General features: G+C 61.5%; 16 protein-coding genes and 1 pseudogene. 1 reads left to right on the top strand and 16 read right to left on the bottom strand.

Going from position 1 to position 15,607, the window contains the following annotated elements; translation table 11 throughout:
- Position 1: 1 nt before the first annotated feature.
- From QUV21_RS06385 to QUV21_RS06350, 8 genes are all read right to left on the bottom strand, one after another.
- Positions 2-817 carry an alpha/beta hydrolase gene (locus QUV21_RS06385; RefSeq protein WP_300853794.1) on the bottom strand — a complete coding sequence of 272 codons (816 nt, stop codon included), beginning with the start codon at positions 815-817 and terminating at the stop codon, positions 2-4.
- Between the two features lie 496 nt (positions 818-1,313).
- Complete coding sequence (locus tag QUV21_RS06380; RefSeq protein ID WP_300853793.1) at positions 1,314-2,525, bottom strand: mandelate racemase/muconate lactonizing enzyme family protein; 1,212 nt, start codon at positions 2,523-2,525, stop codon at positions 1,314-1,316.
- Between the two features lie 465 nt (positions 2,526-2,990).
- Complete coding sequence (locus QUV21_RS06375; protein ID WP_300853792.1) at positions 2,991-4,040, bottom strand: hypothetical protein; 1,050 nt, start codon at positions 4,038-4,040, stop codon at positions 2,991-2,993.
- Positions 4,041-4,116: 76 nt separating this feature from the next.
- Positions 4,117-4,515: a hypothetical protein gene (locus QUV21_RS06370; protein ID WP_300853791.1), complete on the bottom strand. Its 399-nt coding sequence runs from the start codon at positions 4,513-4,515 to the stop codon at positions 4,117-4,119.
- A 46-nt stretch (positions 4,516-4,561) separates the two neighbouring features.
- Complete coding sequence (locus QUV21_RS06365) at positions 4,562-5,119, bottom strand: hypothetical protein (protein WP_300853790.1); 558 nt, start codon at positions 5,117-5,119, stop codon at positions 4,562-4,564.
- 55 nt (positions 5,120-5,174) lie between these two features.
- On the bottom strand, positions 5,175-5,699 hold the full coding sequence (locus tag QUV21_RS06360) for a hypothetical protein (RefSeq protein ID WP_300853789.1): 525 nt from the start codon (positions 5,697-5,699) through the stop codon (positions 5,175-5,177).
- A gap of 434 nt (positions 5,700-6,133) precedes the next feature.
- Positions 6,134-6,880, bottom strand: coding sequence for a nitrilase-related carbon-nitrogen hydrolase (locus tag QUV21_RS06355; RefSeq protein WP_300853788.1), 747 nt, complete (start codon positions 6,878-6,880; stop codon positions 6,134-6,136).
- A 16-nt stretch (positions 6,881-6,896) separates the two neighbouring features.
- On the bottom strand, positions 6,897-7,322 hold the full coding sequence (locus tag QUV21_RS06350) for a TRAP transporter large permease subunit (RefSeq protein ID WP_300853858.1): 426 nt from the start codon (positions 7,320-7,322) through the stop codon (positions 6,897-6,899).
- A 48-nt stretch (positions 7,323-7,370) separates the two neighbouring features.
- Between QUV21_RS06350 and QUV21_RS06345 the strand changes: the two are divergent.
- Positions 7,371-7,517 (top strand): annotated as a pseudogene (locus QUV21_RS06345) (IS3 family transposase); the annotation flags it as partial.
- Positions 7,518-7,578: 61 nt separating this feature from the next.
- On the opposite strand, the gene QUV21_RS06340 reads toward QUV21_RS06345, so the two are convergent.
- The 8 genes from QUV21_RS06340 to QUV21_RS06305 all read right to left on the bottom strand — a co-directional run bounded on the left by QUV21_RS06340 (position 7,579) and on the right by QUV21_RS06305 (position 15,421).
- On the bottom strand, positions 7,579-8,442 hold the full coding sequence (locus QUV21_RS06340) for a D-amino-acid transaminase (protein ID WP_300853787.1): 864 nt from the start codon (positions 8,440-8,442) through the stop codon (positions 7,579-7,581).
- Positions 8,439-9,140 carry a gamma-glutamyl-gamma-aminobutyrate hydrolase family protein gene (locus tag QUV21_RS06335; RefSeq protein ID WP_300853786.1) on the bottom strand — a complete coding sequence of 234 codons (702 nt, stop codon included), beginning with the start codon at positions 9,138-9,140 and terminating at the stop codon, positions 8,439-8,441. The genes QUV21_RS06340 and QUV21_RS06335 overlap by 4 nt, the downstream gene beginning before the upstream one ends.
- 2 nt (positions 9,141-9,142) lie before the next feature.
- Positions 9,143-9,847 carry an ABC transporter ATP-binding protein gene (locus tag QUV21_RS06330; RefSeq protein ID WP_300853785.1) on the bottom strand — a complete coding sequence of 235 codons (705 nt, stop codon included), beginning with the start codon at positions 9,845-9,847 and terminating at the stop codon, positions 9,143-9,145.
- Positions 9,840-10,607 carry an ATP-binding cassette domain-containing protein gene (locus QUV21_RS06325; protein ID WP_300853784.1) on the bottom strand — a complete coding sequence of 256 codons (768 nt, stop codon included), beginning with the start codon at positions 10,605-10,607 and terminating at the stop codon, positions 9,840-9,842. The genes QUV21_RS06330 and QUV21_RS06325 overlap by 8 nt, the downstream gene beginning before the upstream one ends.
- The gene (locus QUV21_RS06320) at positions 10,604-11,794 is read right to left on the bottom strand and encodes a branched-chain amino acid ABC transporter permease (protein WP_300853783.1); all 1,191 of its coding nucleotides are present in this window, start codon (positions 11,792-11,794) and stop codon (positions 10,604-10,606) included. The genes QUV21_RS06325 and QUV21_RS06320 overlap by 4 nt, the downstream gene beginning before the upstream one ends.
- Positions 11,791-13,029, bottom strand: a complete 1,239-nt coding sequence (locus QUV21_RS06315) for a branched-chain amino acid ABC transporter permease (RefSeq protein WP_300853782.1) — start codon at positions 13,027-13,029, stop codon at positions 11,791-11,793. The genes QUV21_RS06320 and QUV21_RS06315 overlap by 4 nt, the downstream gene beginning before the upstream one ends.
- A gap of 13 nt (positions 13,030-13,042) precedes the next feature.
- A complete protein-coding gene (locus QUV21_RS06310; RefSeq protein ID WP_300853781.1) occupies positions 13,043-14,290 on the bottom strand; it encodes an ABC transporter substrate-binding protein in 1,248 nt (415 codons plus the stop codon).
- Between the two features lie 81 nt (positions 14,291-14,371).
- On the bottom strand, positions 14,372-15,421 hold the full coding sequence (locus QUV21_RS06305) for a C45 family peptidase (protein WP_300853780.1): 1,050 nt from the start codon (positions 15,419-15,421) through the stop codon (positions 14,372-14,374).
- Between the last annotated feature and the right edge of the window lie 186 nt (positions 15,422-15,607).

Genomic DNA, 15,607 nt, shown 5'->3' with positions numbered 1-15,607 from the left:
GTCAGCAAGCGGTCATGCCGCGGGTCAGGTGGTCTGCAACCCGCCGAATGGATTCTCGTGCCTCGGGCAGGTCTTCATACCATTCAAAGACATGCCAAAGCCCTTCCCAGATCTGCAAGTCGACCGTCGCTCCGCAGTCGCGCAGTCTTTGCGACAGCCGCACCGCCTGGCTGAGCAGCAGGTCGCGGGTTCCTGAGGTGATCAGGCAGGGCGGAAAGCTGGTGTCGAACGAGCCGTGGATCGGCGAAATCAACGGCTGATCCACCTTGTTCGCCCCGGCATAATAGCCCGCCGCAAGGTGCGAATTGCGCCGCGTCAGTGTCAGATCGCGGCCTTCGTTGAAGGTCAGGCTGTCACCGGCGTTGCTCAGGTCGCACCATGGCGACAGCAGGGCCGCAGTATCTGGCAGGCGCAGACCTTCGGCTTTGGCCTTGAGCATCCAGGCAAGCGACAGGTTGCCCCCGGCGGATTCGCCCACGGTGGCAAAGGGCTGGTCGGCAATTTCGCGATAGACCGCAAAGCCATCGTCAAGGGCGGCAGGCCAGGGATGTTCGGGGGCCAGCCGATAATCGGGGACGATGACCCTTGCGCCGGTCAGGGCCGAGAGGGGGGCAATGATCGGCAGATCCTCCACCGGGCTGCCTTCGACCATTCCTCCGCCAAAGCCATAGAGGATGGGCCAGTCAACCCGCAGGTCCGGCGGACTCACGTCAAGGCAGCGCACCCCACCAAGGATCGTCTCGTCAATCGTTGTGCCATACGCCCGACAGATGCGCGGAGCCTCGGCCATGGCAAATGCCTTGGCTTTCGCCCGCATGCCGGGAAGGTTCCGGGCGGATCTGTCCCGCGGTTTTGCCGCTTGACTGAGCAAACTCAGGGCTTCGCTGCTCAGTCCGGAGAAGGGCTGCATGACTGGGATCCTGTTCTGACGGTGCTTTCAGGCGAAAAGTATTCTCCAGCCATTGGTAAGAATAGTGACCTATGGTCAAGAGAGACCTGAAATCTGGGGCGCGGCTTCTGCCTTGAAGCAATTGGCGAACACATCCCGGAACAAATGAGTCGGCCCGGTACATGGCTCTGACAGGAAGAAGGCTTCGTCGATTGGAACCCACAGGGCCAGGGGCGCAAGCCGCCGCCTCTGGTAGAACCCCGGTGCCATGCCGGATATCCAGATCGAAGGCGTCATAGTTGAAAGGGTCGTTCCCGGCGCGGGAAAATACCCGGACCTGAACCTCCGGATGCGCACCCGGAACAGCCCCCAGACCGCGCTGGCATCAAAGGCCGGCAACTGGACATGAATCCGATTGGCGACACTACCGGGTCGCCCTTGCCGTGGTCAGGCGGCTTGACCGAAAGTGTCTGGACAGATCGCGCAACGCATTTGTATCGATATCGACACCAAGACCAGGCCTTCCGGAAAGATGGGCGTGCGCGCCGTCCAGGCGAAAGCCGGTGGTCGCGTATCTGGCGCCGTGCTCGACATATTCCGGGTATATCTCGGCCATCTCTGCGTTGGGGATTGCCGCGCAGACATGCAACATCGCCGCCGCCGCCACAGTCATCGAGTTCCAGCAATGTGGCGAGACCTTGACACCTTGCCGATTGGCCAGTTCAGCCACCTCAATCATATCCAGAAGGCCCCCTAGTCCAGCGATGTCCGGGTTGAGGATATCTGCCGCACCTGCCGTCAGGACCGCACGGAAATGCGGCAGGCCACAATGCTTTTCGCCAGTAACGATCCGCATTCCAGTGGTCTTGCGGATTCTTGCAAGGCCCTCAATGTCTTGTCCGTCAACCGGTTCTTCAAACCAGTAAGGGCGAACTGATGCGATTCTTTCAGCCACGGACAGCGACGTCTCTGGGTCGTCCTGAGTGTCCAGATCGACCATAAGATGAATTTCATCGCCGATAGCGGCGCGGACGCGCGCCACAGCCTGCACAGCCTCCGTCACCGAATGGTTCAACATGGGATGGACCTTGACAGCAGTGTATCCCGCAGCGACCAGCCCGGATGCCCGCATGGCCAGAGAAGTGGCATCCCATTGCATGTCGCTCCAGATATTCGCGTAGACCGGAACGGCCCTCCTGGTGTGGCCGCCAAGAACTTTGCAGAGCGGTTCTTCGGCAAGCTTGCCGTAGATGTCCCACAAGGCCATTTCCAACGCGCTTGAGGCGGCAGAAAAGTCCAGACCTCGGTGTTTCGAGGCGATCCGAAGTGCCATGTCACGAAACACCCAAGGCCAGGCGGGTTGCAGCGAAACCGATGCTTGGCCAAGCGCATGGATGATTTCAGCGACTGCTTTCTCGCGACAAGGCAGGACAAAGGCCTCGCCCCAGCCGGCTATTCCGGCGTTGGTGGTCACGCGAACCAGCAAACAGGGTTTTACCTCACCCCAACCTTCACCGCCCTCGGCGGGGGCGGTGATCCAGGTTTCCACCTGCGCCAAAGTGAATTCTGGCAACCCTGCGCGCGCTTGCAGGTTCGATTGCGACAGCACCAAGGGCAGATCGGCAAGTGGCTGCATTCAAAGCGTCCATCGGATATTGCTACAAAAACTAACCGATAGTCAGTTAAAATGTAAATGGTAAGTTTTTTCCGTGGGGGCGGCAGATTGGTTGCCCACGCAGATGAAACCCGTGTCCGGGGGCAGATTGGTTGGGCAGGTCCGAACCAATCTGACGGTTCATATACGGGCGCAGCTGCCATGCTTGGTCTTTGACGGAACCAAAGCTACCGGGCTGGGCGCCGTATCGACAAAGCGGCCGTGGCCGGGGGGGCGCCCGAACGCGGCATCATGGGCGACGGTGTGGCTGACTCGCGCATGATACGGCAATCCGTCGAGGATCGGGCCAGATACGACGGCCCCTGCGAAGCAGAGATATTCTCGACCGAAAACTGGTGGAAACGCGACCCGGCGGAGATCCTCGACGTGATCGCTGACCGACCCATTCGGTCGCCTTGCCGAAAATAACGCCAAGGCCCACCGGCATCAGGCCGACCCAGTCCCATCTGGCAATGCCAGCACGGCATTTATCAGGCTGTTCCTGACAGCAAGGTCGGAAGCAAACTGCGCCAGAAGGGCGTCTGCATCCATTGGCACCCAGTAGGGTGGAACATGAAAGGCGAGGTCTGACAATCTTGTCGGAAACAGAACCGCCAGATATCCCGGCAGGAACACAAGGTATGGACGGCCAGCAGGCCCCTGTTCGCCCAAGCCAAGGATCGCAGACCGCATCGCAGGCGACAGCTCGCCCGCAGTGTCAGGCGGGCTGGCGCGCAGGCTATAGGTCGCATCGAAATCGGCATCACCCGTGGTTGCAATGGGCAAATCGGACGATCTGGCCTGCGTTTCAAGCAACCGACGCGGTGCATTCTTTGGCGTCAGCACGATGACCGCGCCGTCAACCGCGCCGGATGCCACCTCGACGACCGTCAGGCTGAGGCTGTTGTCGATACTGCCGCGCCTGCCCGGTGCATAGGCCACCGACATTTCCGAAAGCGACAGCGATCTGCCGTCGCGGGCGCCCTTGATCCGGTCAAGGGTCCGCGCGGATTGCAGGTCGGGAAACAGGCGCCAAGCGCGAAGATGCGCAAGGTCGGTTTCAGGCTCCACGACGTGGTCAAAGCCGGAAAGATGTGCCGATATCACCGTGGCAAAGCGGGACTTCACTGCGGCTTGATAGCTGCCAGACCGATTTCCCATTGCGATGAACCAGCCGACCACGGCCCCAAGAACCCCAAAGATCACCGCCTGGGTCGCGTCTTGTCCGCCAACCAGCAAAGCAGCAAACACCCCGCCACCGACCAGAGGCACCAATAGACGGGCGCGGCTGTCCACCGTGTTCAGGGTCTGCCGCCGAAGGTCTTCCAGCCCTGCAAGATGCGGCGTGATCTGGGCTGCAAGGGCTGCCCGCTCCGCCTCGGGCAGGCCAACCACCACACCGCGCGGCGCGTTTCCGCTTGCCGCCACCATCTTGTCCGCGCCACCACCGATCCGCGCCCAAAGCGATGTGAAGGAGAAATCCGAATATCCCGCCATCGGCAGTCCTTTCCTGGTCCGCGACCTCGAAGGTCGAGGAAAAAATCCTGGCGCGAGGCCGCAAATGCCGCCCGACCTACACCCGATGGCGCGTCAGATCCGGCACCTCTGACTGCGGGCAAACCTGTGGCATCGCCTGATGGACGACCAGTGCGGGGTCAAGCAAGGCCGGAGCCGCCTCGGCAATCGAGAATACCGATGCGGCAGCTTCCGCCATATCCGACAAGGCAGCAACCACATTGTCCGGAAGCGGGTCTCTGGTCGAGAATTGGGCCGCGAACTCCTGCGCTTGTCGCGCATAAGTGGCGATGCCGCTTGCGGGCAGCCCGGCGGCGGTTCCGGCGGCGACCGCTTCCAGCCCCCGATCGGTGGTTTCCAACAATTTTTCGATCATCTTGCAGGTATGGCGATCCGCCGCAGCGGCCAGCCCGGGGGCAAGTGCCAAGGCGACAGCAAGTGCAAACCGATGTGTCACGGGCAAGTCTCCCCTCTGCTCTGGCGATCCTGCCCGGCCAATCGCGCTATTGCGCGACATCGCGGGTCAACGAAACGGTACGCACGGCCCTTACCGGCGTTCCGCGCGCGACGGTGTTCATTTCCATCACGCCGTAAAGGGTTCTGGGATTGATCAATATCAATCGGTTCACGAAATCCATCTTGATGCCATCGACCACCGCAGTTGTGGTGCCGATGATCCGCGGAAGCTCCATCTGTTCACATCCCACGACCAGTTCGAGATCCGAGAGGGTCAGCGTCGGTTTGGGCAAAGAGGGATCATCCGTTTCCATTGCCCAGCGCGGCTCATCGGCAAGGCGCAGAACCATCGGGGCCTGCATTTCGGGGTGGCTTGCCTCCAGCACATCGCCAATCTGGGCGATGGTCAGCACTTCCAATTCCGGGTCACCCGGGAACGGTATCACCATTCCGCCCGCAAGCGCGTAGCCGGATTGATGGGTGATCGTCCAGTGACCGACAAGGGACTCCGCGATCTCGTCCCAGGTCTCTGCGCCGGACTTGCCGCAGTATGATGATTCATTGGCCATGGAGCTGGTGGCGCAGGCCATCACAAACAGACTCATTGTCGTCAACGCCCAGTTCATTGGCAGCCCTTTCCCTGGATTTGCCCGGCAGTCATCATTGCTCGACAAAGAACGGCGTGTCGAAGCGGCCTTCGATCGGGCGACAGTTTTCGGGGTCGCCGCCCGACTCGTACCCTTCAGCATAGCAAAGCAAGGCCGCGAAGGTTCCCGTAGCGCGGCCTTCGTTACCGACGATCTCAAGCGTCGAGAAGGTCACGCTGGGAGGTGTTGGCGCTTCTTCGGATGTCCAATGGAGCGCGGTGCCTTCTGGCGCATAACTGATGGTCAGGCCGAAGGGCGCAGTCGCAGGCCCGATATCTTCCGCCAGGAAGTTGACTTCGACGCTCAGCCGTTTGTTGTCCGCGCTGTAGCCTGACACGCTGAAGGCCGAAATCCCGGCACCGGCCAGAAACAGAAACGCCGTCGCCTGCTCGACATCCCCGTCGCGCACCATGACTGTCGGTTGGGAGATACTCTCACCATCGAAGGTCGCTTCAATCGTTCCGATCTCCTCGATCTCGAAAGCCAGTGCCGGAGCGCCAAAGCCGACAACTGTGCAAAGAACAACAGCAAGTTTCATGACAAATCCATTCTCCGTTTTCAGCCTGCGTCAGAGACCCAGCAGAGTGCAGACTGCATCAGGGCTCTGAACTGGTGAAAATTCCGCAAGCCACGCCCAACTTAGGCTGTGTAAACTGGTCTGGCTATTGGAAATCTCTGCCATGTCGCGGGCGTTTCCTTCCAGTTTGCGCCGCCCAAGCCCTATCCATGGAAACGATCTTGAGAGGCATTGGCGTCATGCCACGAAAGAATGTGGCAATCCCGTCTTCGCCGAATTGGCAGGTGACGGTCGACTGAGGCCAGTGGCCGCTTTCAGCCCGAACCTGCCGTTCGCCGCACTGCACCTCTGTCCCGCATTGCAGTCCTTCCTGCATCGCGCAGCATTCTTTCCTCGGCAACGACCCGGTCGCGGGACGAAGCAGTCGGCCACCGATGCCGCCCCGCAGGACAGCATCAGTATCGCAACAGTTCAAGATGCCGAAGGTAATCCAGATGACTGCGTGCCTCTGCCACCTGACCGGACTCTATCGTCGCCTCCAGAATGCAGTCGCCGAATTGGGCATTTGCAATCGTGCGCCCATCCGGGCCTGCCACAAGGCTCAGGCCGCAGAAAGGACCGGCATCGCTTCCCGTGGCGTAATTGCAATAGGCTACAAATATTCCGTTCTCGTAGGCCCTGGTCGGAATAACCATCTCGGGTACTACGCGCCACCTTGGGGCAAGCGCTGTTGGCACGATCAACAGATGAGCACCGTCCAGGCTGGCGCGGCGGACAAGTTCGGGGAATTCCACGTCCAGGCAAATCAAGACCGATGTCGGCACCCCGTTCAACAGGAAAATCGGTCCATGGCTTCCCTTGCCAAAGCAAAGGCGTTCATAGTCATTGGCCGTGGTCTGCTTGCGGTAGTTCGCAACGATGGCGCCGTGGGCATCTATGCACATCGCGCTGTTGAACAGCCTGGCTCCATCGGCCTCGGCATAGCCAAGGACGATGGCGCGCACCGACGTTATCAGGGAACTGGCCTGGCCCACTGCGTCGTCCCTTGACGACCGGGCATCGCCGTAGCCCGGCCAACACAACTCGGGTGTGATGAACACATCGGCTTCGGTCTGCGCCATTGCTTCGTCCAGCGCCTGAAGAAATTCATCCCCGGACCATTGCATGGACGCCCGCTGCCAGAGGGCAAGTGTCAGTTTCATCATGCCGATCCGTCGCTCAGAATCCCAGAAGTCGGGGCAGAAACAGCGAGAGTTCCGGGACAAAGGTCACAAGCAACATGACAGGCAAGGCGACGAAGGCGATCAGTTGCAGCGCCGGGACGACGGCATGATGGATCGAGACCTTGCCTATGCGACAAGCCATGTAAAGGATCGGGGCGACCGGTGGGCTGTTCGCCCCGATGACTGCGGAACAGGCCACAATCGAGGCATAGTGTACCGGGTCAACGCCGTGCGAAATGACGAGGGGCATCATCAGCGGTGCAATCACGACGGTTACGGACAGGTCATCCATGATCATGCCGACGAAGATCAGGAAGGCGTTCACCAGCAAAAGGATCAGAATGGTGCTGTCGGTCACCCCGGTCACGGCCTCGGTCAAGTCCTGTGGCACACCTTCAGCCACCATGATCCGGCCGATCATGAACGAGAACAGCAGGATCAGGATGATCGTCCCGGTCGTTTCACCAGCTTCCAGACCCCCGCAGACTTTGCCCTGCACCTGACCGCCGCAATCGCCCGTCCCGCCGCACGCGATAAGAGTTCCGCGCGCCGGGCGATTGCTCAACCCGCGCCGAAAGGCGTAAATGACCACCGGGCTCCGGTCGTGGCTGGATGAAAGACCAATGGCAGGTCACAGGTCATGACCATGCGTGGTGTCAGCCCACGAAAGAAGTGACTCACAATGCAGATTTCCGCATCTCGTCAATATATATCTCACGCAGCCCGACGGATATCGGGCCGGGGCTACCATTCCCGATCAAGATGCCGTCGATGCTCACGACAGGCATTACAAAAGAGCTGGCAGAAGTAACGAACGCTTCATCGGCCGCCTTTGCTTCGGACAGGGTAAAGGGGCGTTCTTCGATCTTGATCCGAGCGTCGCTTGCCAGTCTGAGAAGGGCGGCACGGGTGATCCCGTGAAGGATTTCGTTGGACAAGGGTCTTGTGATGATCCGGTCGCCACGCAGGATATGGGCGTTGTTCGATGTTCCTTCGGTCACGAAGCCGTCCTGCACCAGCCAGGCGTCGTCTGCTCCGGCGCGTCGCGCGATCATCTTGGCCCAGGAGGACGAGAGCAGCTGCACCGTCTTGATGTCGCGGCGCCCCCAGCGGATATCGTCGAGCGCAATGACCGACCAGCCGCGCCTCGCGTCCGGGTTGTCGGCAAGCTGCGGTTTTGACTGGGTGAACAGCACAACGCTGGGCGGACAACGGGCCGGATCGGGCCAGACGAAATCACGGTCTCCCGGCGCACCACGGGTGACCTGAAGATAGATCAGGCCTTCGCCAAGGTTGTTCAGCACCACCATCTCGCGGTGCAGGGCAAGCCAGGTCGCATCGTCATGGGGATCGGGAATCTCGAGTGCATCCAATGACCGGCGCAGTCGTGTCAGGTGTCCGGAAAAATCGACCAGCTTGCGCTCGAGAACGCTTGTTACCTCGTACACAGCATCAGCCATCAGGAACCCGCGGTCAAAGATCGAAATTCGGGCCTTGGCTTCGGGCAGGGTTTCGCCGTTCACATGGACAATCCGGGTCATGGGCAGGTCTCGCTTTCAGACTTCTGTTGATGGTCACGCGCGGCGGCAAGGAAGGCTTCCAGCAAGCGCGTATCGGCGTCGGTCAGTTGGTATTCGGGATGCCATTGGACGCCCGCGCAAAACGACCCTCGTTCTGCATCGATCGCCTCGGTCACCCCATCGGGTGCGATAGCGGTGACAACGTAATGCCCATCACTGGACAGCGCATGGCGGTGCAGCGAGTTTACGGAAATGCTGTCTGCCCCGGTCAGACGGTGCAAGAAGTTGCCCGGGGTGACTTGCACCGGATGTGCGGTGCGATCCGGCACGGGGCTTGGCAGGTGGGACGAGTGAGGCTCTAGCAAGGCTGGAACGTCGCGCAACACAGTGCCGCCCAAAGCCTGCCCCAGCGCCTGCATGCCGTGACAGATGCCAAAGATCGGCAAGCGCCGCGCCAGGGACCGGGCAATCAGGCGGCTTTCGTGGTCCGCGCGCAGGCCCGGAACGATGACGCCTGCGTCTGACCCAGACAAAAGCACCCCGTTGCACAGGTCAAGCGCGGACTCGAGCATGTCGGGCGCAGGCGGCAGGATCAGGGGCAACCCTCCCACCGCCGCGATGGCGGAGGTGTAGTTCAGCCGCAAGCGCAGCAGGGTTTCGGTGGGCTGTCCTTCGGCCTCTTGCACATCGCAGGTGATCAGAATGACTGGGGGGCGCATCCTCACGCCACCCAGAAAGCCTTTTGCAGATCGCCGAACTCCGACGGGGGGCCTTCGAACTTGTTGCGCCCCAGTTCCAGCACATAGACGTAATCGGCGATCCGCAGGGCGTGGCGGATTTCCTGATCGACAAGGAGGATGCCCAGATTGTCCCGGTCGCGCAGGTCGCGCAGCATCTGGTAGACCTCTTCGGCATAGGTCTTGGACAAACCTGCCGTAGGTTCATCGACCAAGAGCACCCTGGGGTTGCCCATCAGGGTGCGGCCGATCTCGATCATGCGCTGCTGGCCACCGGACAACTGCCCCGACGGCTGCCTGCGCTTTTCCTTGAGCACCGGAAAGCGGCTGTATTGCTCCTCGAGTTTGCGGGCGATGCGGGCCTTGTCGCGGCGGAAGGTCCAAGCACCAAGCAGAAGGTTCTCTTCGACCGTCATCTCGCGAAAGACACCGGGGTGCTGGGGGATATAGGCCAGCCCAAGGTTGATACGTTCGTGCGTCGGCACGTTGATCAGGGGTTGGCCGTTCAAGTGGATCGTGCCGCCATTGGGGCGTAGAAACCCGTAGATCGCCTTGAGAGAAGTTGACTTTCCCACTCCGTTCGCGCCCAGGATGGTGACGATCTGCCCCGGCTTCACATCAAGGTTCAGCGCCGAAAGGATGTTCAGATCGCGGTAATAACCGACGTCCATGTTGCGCACTTCAAGCATGGGTCGCCTCCTGCGTCAGCAGGCCGGTGCCGGACATGTCTTCCTCGACCCCCAGATAGGCATCGATCACCGCCGGATCGTTCTTGACAGTGGCGGGAGGGCCATCTGCGATCAGGTCGCCGAAATTCAGCACCAGAAGGCGGCGGCACAGGGTGAATATCGATTCCATCTGGTGCGAGATCAGGATGATCGCCTTGCCCTCGCCGTTCACCCGTTCGATCCACTTGTAGATCGTGGCCATCAGGCTGGGGTGAACGCCGGCGAAGGGTTCGTCCAGGATGTAGATATCAGGGTCAAGCATCAGCAGGCGCCCCAGTTCCAAAAGCTTCTGCTGGCCGCCCGAAAGCGCGCGGCCATACTCGTTGCGCAGGTGGTCGATGGTCAGAAAGGCAAGGATCTCATTGGCCCTCTCCTCCATCTCCCGTCGGTTCACGCGCGCATCCATCGCCATGGCCGGGACATAGAGGTTTTCCAGCACGGTCATCCGCCGGAAGGCGCGTGTCACCTGAAAGGTGCGCCCCAGCCCGGCGCGGGCGATTTCATAGGGGTGCAGCGGATCGATCCGTTTTCCGTTCAGGCGGATCGTGCCGCCGTCGGGCTTGATCGCGCCGTCCAGAACATTGGTCAGCGTGGTCTTGCCCGCGCCGTTGGGACCGATCAGACCGACCAGTTCCGGCCCTTCGATACGAAAGCTGACACCCTTCAACACCTGATGATTGCCGAATTTCTTGCGGATGTCCTTGACCTCAAGGGTGATCATTTCGCTTCCTCCGCCGCGCGTCGCTTGGCGACGGTTTCCGCGCCCACGCCGCGCCGTTCGATCCACATCAATGCCCCTTGGATGACCCCGTTGCGCAGGAAACGCAGTGTCAGCATCAAGAGCAGGCCAAAGAAGACGAGGCGCCATGTCGTCATGTCGATTTCAAAGCCAAGGATGGTGAAATCCGTCCGCAGGAATTCAAGCGCGAAGGAAATCAGGATCGCGCCTACTGCGGCGGCCACCACGTTCTCCAGCCCTCCGATCACTGCCATGGCGATGACCAGCGACATCTGCAGAAGGACGATGGTATTGGGGGTGATAAGCCCGACATAATGCCCCTGCACCGCCCCGGCCGTGGCCGCGATGGCCGCCGTCAACACAAAGACCGCCCGCTTCCATTTCACGGTATTGACGCCCAGCGCCTCGGCTGCGTCTTCGTCCTCGCGCAGGGACCGCAGGAACAGCCCGATGCGTGACCGCGCCACCCACAGAAGCAACGCGAGGGTCCCAAGGAACAGCGCCAGCATGACGTAATAGGCGGGCAGTTTGGCCGCCGGGCCATAGGATGTTCCCAGGATGGTCACGCCGTCGGGAAAGAGCGGGCTCATCGGCATTCCGGCCTGCCCGCGGGTCAGCCAAATCTCGGCGGACAGGACCGCGCGCAGGATTTCCGACAGACCCACGGTGAAAAGCGCAAGGTAGGCCGCGCGCAGCCGCAAGACCAGCGTGCCGATCAGCCAGCCAGCCCCACCGCCCACGATGGCGCCAAATGCGATCTGCAGTAGCAGCGGAAAGCGGCTGACCGTGGCCCCTTCGGGCCATGTCGCGCGGGCCGCCGTCAGGCAGGCCGCGGCATCGCCTGTCCCCGATGGGGGCAGTAGGACGATGTTGGTGCCAAGGATCCCAAACTCTGTGCAGGTGCCGGTGGGCAGCGAGGTCAGAACGACATAATTGTCCAGAATGCCCGCTCCGTAAGCCCCCAACGCCATGAAGGCGAGATGGGCAAAGGAAAACTGGCCGCCATAGCCCGCCAGCAAGGCCCAGCTTGAAGCGAGTATGGCGTAATAGAAGGCCGTGATCCAGAGATGCATCACGAAGTCATAGTTACCAGCGGAATAGACCAGCGGGAACAGCACCAGAAGGGCGGCCGCGACATATCCGGCGGCCTTGGGGGCATGGGTAATCATGCTTTCCTCCCGAACAGGCCCTGCGGACGCAGGAGAAGAACAAGTGTAAGGATGATCATGCCGTAGGCCGGCAGATAGGCCGCCGCGCGGGTCGGGTCCGGCACACAGCCTGATCCTGCCGCCTCGACCAGGCCAAGGATCAGCCCGCCGATGAAGGCTCCGGGCAGCGACCCAAGCCCACCCAGCACGATGATCACGAATGCACGGAGCGCCGGAATGGCACCTGTCTGGGGTAGCCAGGAAAACGCCTGTACCAGAACTGCTCCGGCAAGGCCCGCCAGCATGCAGCCCAGACCAAAGGCCAGCATGTTCATCCGCCCCGGATTGATGCCCGCAACGGCGGCCGCCTGCCTGTCTTGCGCGGTCGCGCGCAGCGCACGGCCCGTCCAAGTGTTGTAGAGAAACCAGATCAGCGCAAGCAGCATCACCACCGACAGGATCGCCGCCGTAAGACGCGGGGTCGAGATGGAAATCATGTCGAACAGCTTGATGTTCGACCGGGTTGTTTCGATGATGGGGGCGCCTTCCGGCCATTCGCTGCGTGGAAGCTCGAAAAAGGGTGATGCCTTGACCGGGTTCGCGCCGGAAAGCCCCTGCACAAGGTATTGCAGGAAAAAGGCCAGCCCAAAGGTAACAAGGATCGCATATTCGTTCGGCCGTTCCACCTTGCCGGAGTAGATCGGGGTGAAAAAGGCACGCTCGAACGTGGCGCCGATGCCAAAGGTGACCGCGCAGGCAACGATCACGGCTGCAATAGGGCCAAGGCCGGGGGCCCAGACCTCGGTCATGTAGTACACCACTATGCCGCCGATCATGTAGAACTCGCCATGGGCAAAGCTGACGATGCCGATGATCGAAAAGATCAGGGCAAGGCCAAGCGCCATCAGCCCATAGATCGTGCCCATGATCAGCCCGTTCACAAGCTGCGAGGCGACGAAGGCGCCCGAGACGAAGCAGACGTTGTCTGGGTCCGAGGCCCGGAAGGCCAGCAGGAACACCAGCAGAACCCCGATCCAGGGCAGCGTTTGCCAAGCGCGGGTCAGCGTCGGCGTCCGCAGGTAAAGCGGGACAAGGCCAAGCGGCCCCGTCGCCGCTCCGACAGCCACGCCGACAGTGCGCGCGGCTGTCACGTCAAGATCGCGGGCAAGATAGGCGCGGCGGATGGCCGCCCCGCCAATCGCACCCCACAGGACCATCCAGAGAATGGCCAAGGAAAAGAACCCCGGATGGTCCATCGGCATGCCCCTCTTACTGTTTGACCGAAGCAGGCCAGACCGGCTCACCCGTCTTGAACTGCGGTGGGAAAAGGTTCGGCGCATCCGCCGCAAGCTGGCCGGGTTCCTGATACTGAACCATGGTCACCGCGGGGTTCGGGAACTGATGCCAGAAATAGGGCGCAACGCCCGCCGCAGCCGGCGGATTTGTCGAATTGTAAGGGAAGCTGATCTCGCCCAGTGTACCTTGGTAGGTGATGTTTTCCAGCGCGGTGACGATGGCATCCCCGTCGGTGGACCCGGCGATCTTCATCGCCTCGGCCAGGATCATGATCGAGTCGTAAGCTTCCATCGCATAGGATTCAGCCGCCGATTTACCGGTCCGGGCGGTATAGGCTGCGACGAAGGCATTGGTCTTGTCGTTGTAAAGCGCGCGCGGCAGGCCAACGGCATTCACAAAGCACAGGTTGCCGTCGGGTACGTTCTGCCAGAAGGCACCGGATTCCAGCGCAGCCTGGTCGCAGGTGGTGGGCAGGTCTTGCGGGCCGATCCCGGCCTCGGCTGACTGCTGGGTAAAGTTGTAGCTGGCCTCGCCGGTCAGAAGCTGGATGATCATGTCGGGATCTTCGGCCTTGATCCGCTCGATGATCCCCGAGAAATCCTGCGTGCCGATATCGACAGTGAAGACCGACGAGGTGATGCCGGATTTTTCCAGCCCTGCTTTGGTCTGTTCCGATGCGGGCAGGCCGTAGTCGGTGTTCTCGGCCACCAGCACCACTTTTTTCACGCCCGGCACCGTCGCGGCAAAGTCTGCAAAGATCCGTGCCACTTCAGATGACAAGGGCGCGATGCGGAAGATGTGCTTGAGGCCCTTGCCGGTAATGCCATCGTTCCAGGTCTCGGCATAGACAACCGGAATGCCTGCCGCATCGGCCACTTCCATGTTCGCCAGACCAACCGAAGAATGATACCCGCCGCCAACGGCGACCACACCATCCTGCGTTATCAGGCGCTCCATCACGGCGCGGCCCCGTTCGGGTAGGCCCTCATCATCTGCGACGATCACCTGCACCTCGCAGCCCAGTACACCACCAGCGGCGTTGATGTCGGCTTCGGCGATGGCCATGGCGTCGCGCATTGCTTCGCCACCGGTGACGGCGCCGGGGGCGGACAATGGAGCGGTGGCACCGATCTTGATCGGGCAATCTGCGGCCAGCGCCGGGACGGTCAGCGCAGTCGTCATGGCTAATGCTGCGGCTGTCGTCAGGAAACGTGTCGTCATGGCAGTCTCTCTCCTGTGGCTGCGGGAATGAAGGGCCGGCACGTCGCCCCGCCAGACGTGCCGATCGGGGTTTGTCTGTGGTCAGTGCCTGGCAGTCGGCACTTTCTCGGGCAGGGGCATGACCCCTGCATGTGTGGGCAAATCCTGCCCGGGTGCGTGAACCTGCCAGGCAATTCCTGTTGCCGTGATCCGCGCCAGGAACTGAGCGATGGTGTTCTCATCATCGGGGTCGTCTGGTGCGGCGCGAAAGATCGGAAGGCCGGGGCCACCGGTATCGTTCAAGATCGTCAGCGCGGCGGCGCCGCCTGCCAGCAGGGTGCCACCGCGCTGCAAACGATCCCGCGAAGATGCGGTGATGGCCTGACATGACATGACCGGCCCGCTGACCAACGCATGGTTGCTGTGCAACGCAGGGCGGACATGCTTGACCACATGCACCTCGCTGCCGCCAAAACTGACCGACCAGATATCGGTTGCGCCAACCTGCCCGATGGAAAGGTGAAACCCCCCGCTGGGCGGCGCATCGCGCAACAGTCGCACCGCCGCGTCACGGTCGGGCGCGCCCAGAAGCGCCCGCGTCAGCACCATGCGCGGAATGTCAGGGGCGACACCCCGAAGTCGCAGATTGTTGACCGTGATCACAAGTCCTGCCCCCGTCACGGCAAAGCTGTGGCCGGGGATTGATCCGGGATAGCAGAAGCTTACGGCTTTTGGCGCGCCATCGGAGTGCAGATCTGCGATGAAGCACCGACCCATGAGCCCGGGCAACCCGTCTTCGTTATGCGCGATGACGGGCGCATCGCCGGGCATCTGGACGGTCGTACAGCCATCGCCCAGGCCCGCCAGCAAATCGCCCCGCGCGTTCCAGGCAAAGACCACATCAAAGGGCAATCCCAGACCCTCGGCCATCGCGGCGATTTCGGTGTGAATCTCCGGAAACAGCACGCGGGTCGCATCTGCCATCCGCCGCACCACCGGGGCCAATTCGGGGGCTGTCAAGCGTTGCCACAATGGGGTGCGGCTGACAATCCGTTCCACTGCATCGCGACCAGCGGCGCCCAGAACCTCTCCGCGCGCGGCGGCATCGCCGGACACGTCGATGCGGGCAAGACCTGCACCGGACCCTGTCACCGGACACCTGTGCGCTGGCAAGCGATCGCGCGCCCAAAAGGACGAGTCCCTAGCATCAAATCTTCCCCGTTCGTGCGGTCTCTACTGGACCTCTGATGCAAGGCTGCCTGCGCTCGTGCTCGTTGACAATTCAGCAAATTGTCTCTCTTGATCTCTATGTGACGCGAAAGAAGAGACAAAAAGAGA

This window comes from Tabrizicola sp., from assembly GCF_030373185.1.
Taxonomy (GTDB): domain Bacteria; phylum Pseudomonadota; class Alphaproteobacteria; order Rhodobacterales; family Rhodobacteraceae; genus Tabrizicola.
Note: the sequence above shows the minus strand (reverse complement) of the source record. Positions and strands in the feature narration are given on the sequence as shown.

What these genes read in the sequence shown, in the direction of transcription:
- QUV21_RS06385 (WP_300853794.1), bottom strand. Translation starts at nt 817, where the DNA reads ATGCGGGCGAAAGCCAAGGCATTTGCCATGGCCGAGGCTCCGCGCATC.
- QUV21_RS06380 (WP_300853793.1), bottom strand. Translation starts at nt 2,525, where the DNA reads ATGCAGCCACTTGCCGATCTGCCCTTGGTGCTGTCGCAATCGAACCTG.
- QUV21_RS06375 (WP_300853792.1), bottom strand. Translation starts at nt 4,040, where the DNA reads ATGGCGGGATATTCGGATTTCTCCTTCACATCGCTTTGGGCGCGGATC.
- QUV21_RS06365 (WP_300853790.1), bottom strand. Translation starts at nt 5,119, where the DNA reads ATGAGTCTGTTTGTGATGGCCTGCGCCACCAGCTCCATGGCCAATGAA.
- QUV21_RS06360 (WP_300853789.1), bottom strand. Translation starts at nt 5,699, where the DNA reads ATGAAACTTGCTGTTGTTCTTTGCACAGTTGTCGGCTTTGGCGCTCCG.
- QUV21_RS06355 (WP_300853788.1), bottom strand. Translation starts at nt 6,880, where the DNA reads ATGAAACTGACACTTGCCCTCTGGCAGCGGGCGTCCATGCAATGGTCC.
- QUV21_RS06350 (WP_300853858.1), bottom strand. Translation starts at nt 7,322, where the DNA reads ATGATCGGCCGGATCATGGTGGCTGAAGGTGTGCCACAGGACTTGACC.
- QUV21_RS06340 (WP_300853787.1), bottom strand. Translation starts at nt 8,442, where the DNA reads ATGACCCGGATTGTCCATGTGAACGGCGAAACCCTGCCCGAAGCCAAG.
- QUV21_RS06335 (WP_300853786.1), bottom strand. Translation starts at nt 9,140, where the DNA reads ATGCGCCCCCCAGTCATTCTGATCACCTGCGATGTGCAAGAGGCCGAA.
- QUV21_RS06330 (WP_300853785.1), bottom strand. Translation starts at nt 9,847, where the DNA reads ATGCTTGAAGTGCGCAACATGGACGTCGGTTATTACCGCGATCTGAAC.
- QUV21_RS06325 (WP_300853784.1), bottom strand. Translation starts at nt 10,607, where the DNA reads ATGATCACCCTTGAGGTCAAGGACATCCGCAAGAAATTCGGCAATCAT.
- QUV21_RS06320 (WP_300853783.1), bottom strand. Translation starts at nt 11,794, where the DNA reads ATGATTACCCATGCCCCCAAGGCCGCCGGATATGTCGCGGCCGCCCTT.
- QUV21_RS06315 (WP_300853782.1), bottom strand. Translation starts at nt 13,029, where the DNA reads ATGGACCATCCGGGGTTCTTTTCCTTGGCCATTCTCTGGATGGTCCTG.
- QUV21_RS06310 (WP_300853781.1), bottom strand. Translation starts at nt 14,290, where the DNA reads ATGACGACACGTTTCCTGACGACAGCCGCAGCATTAGCCATGACGACT.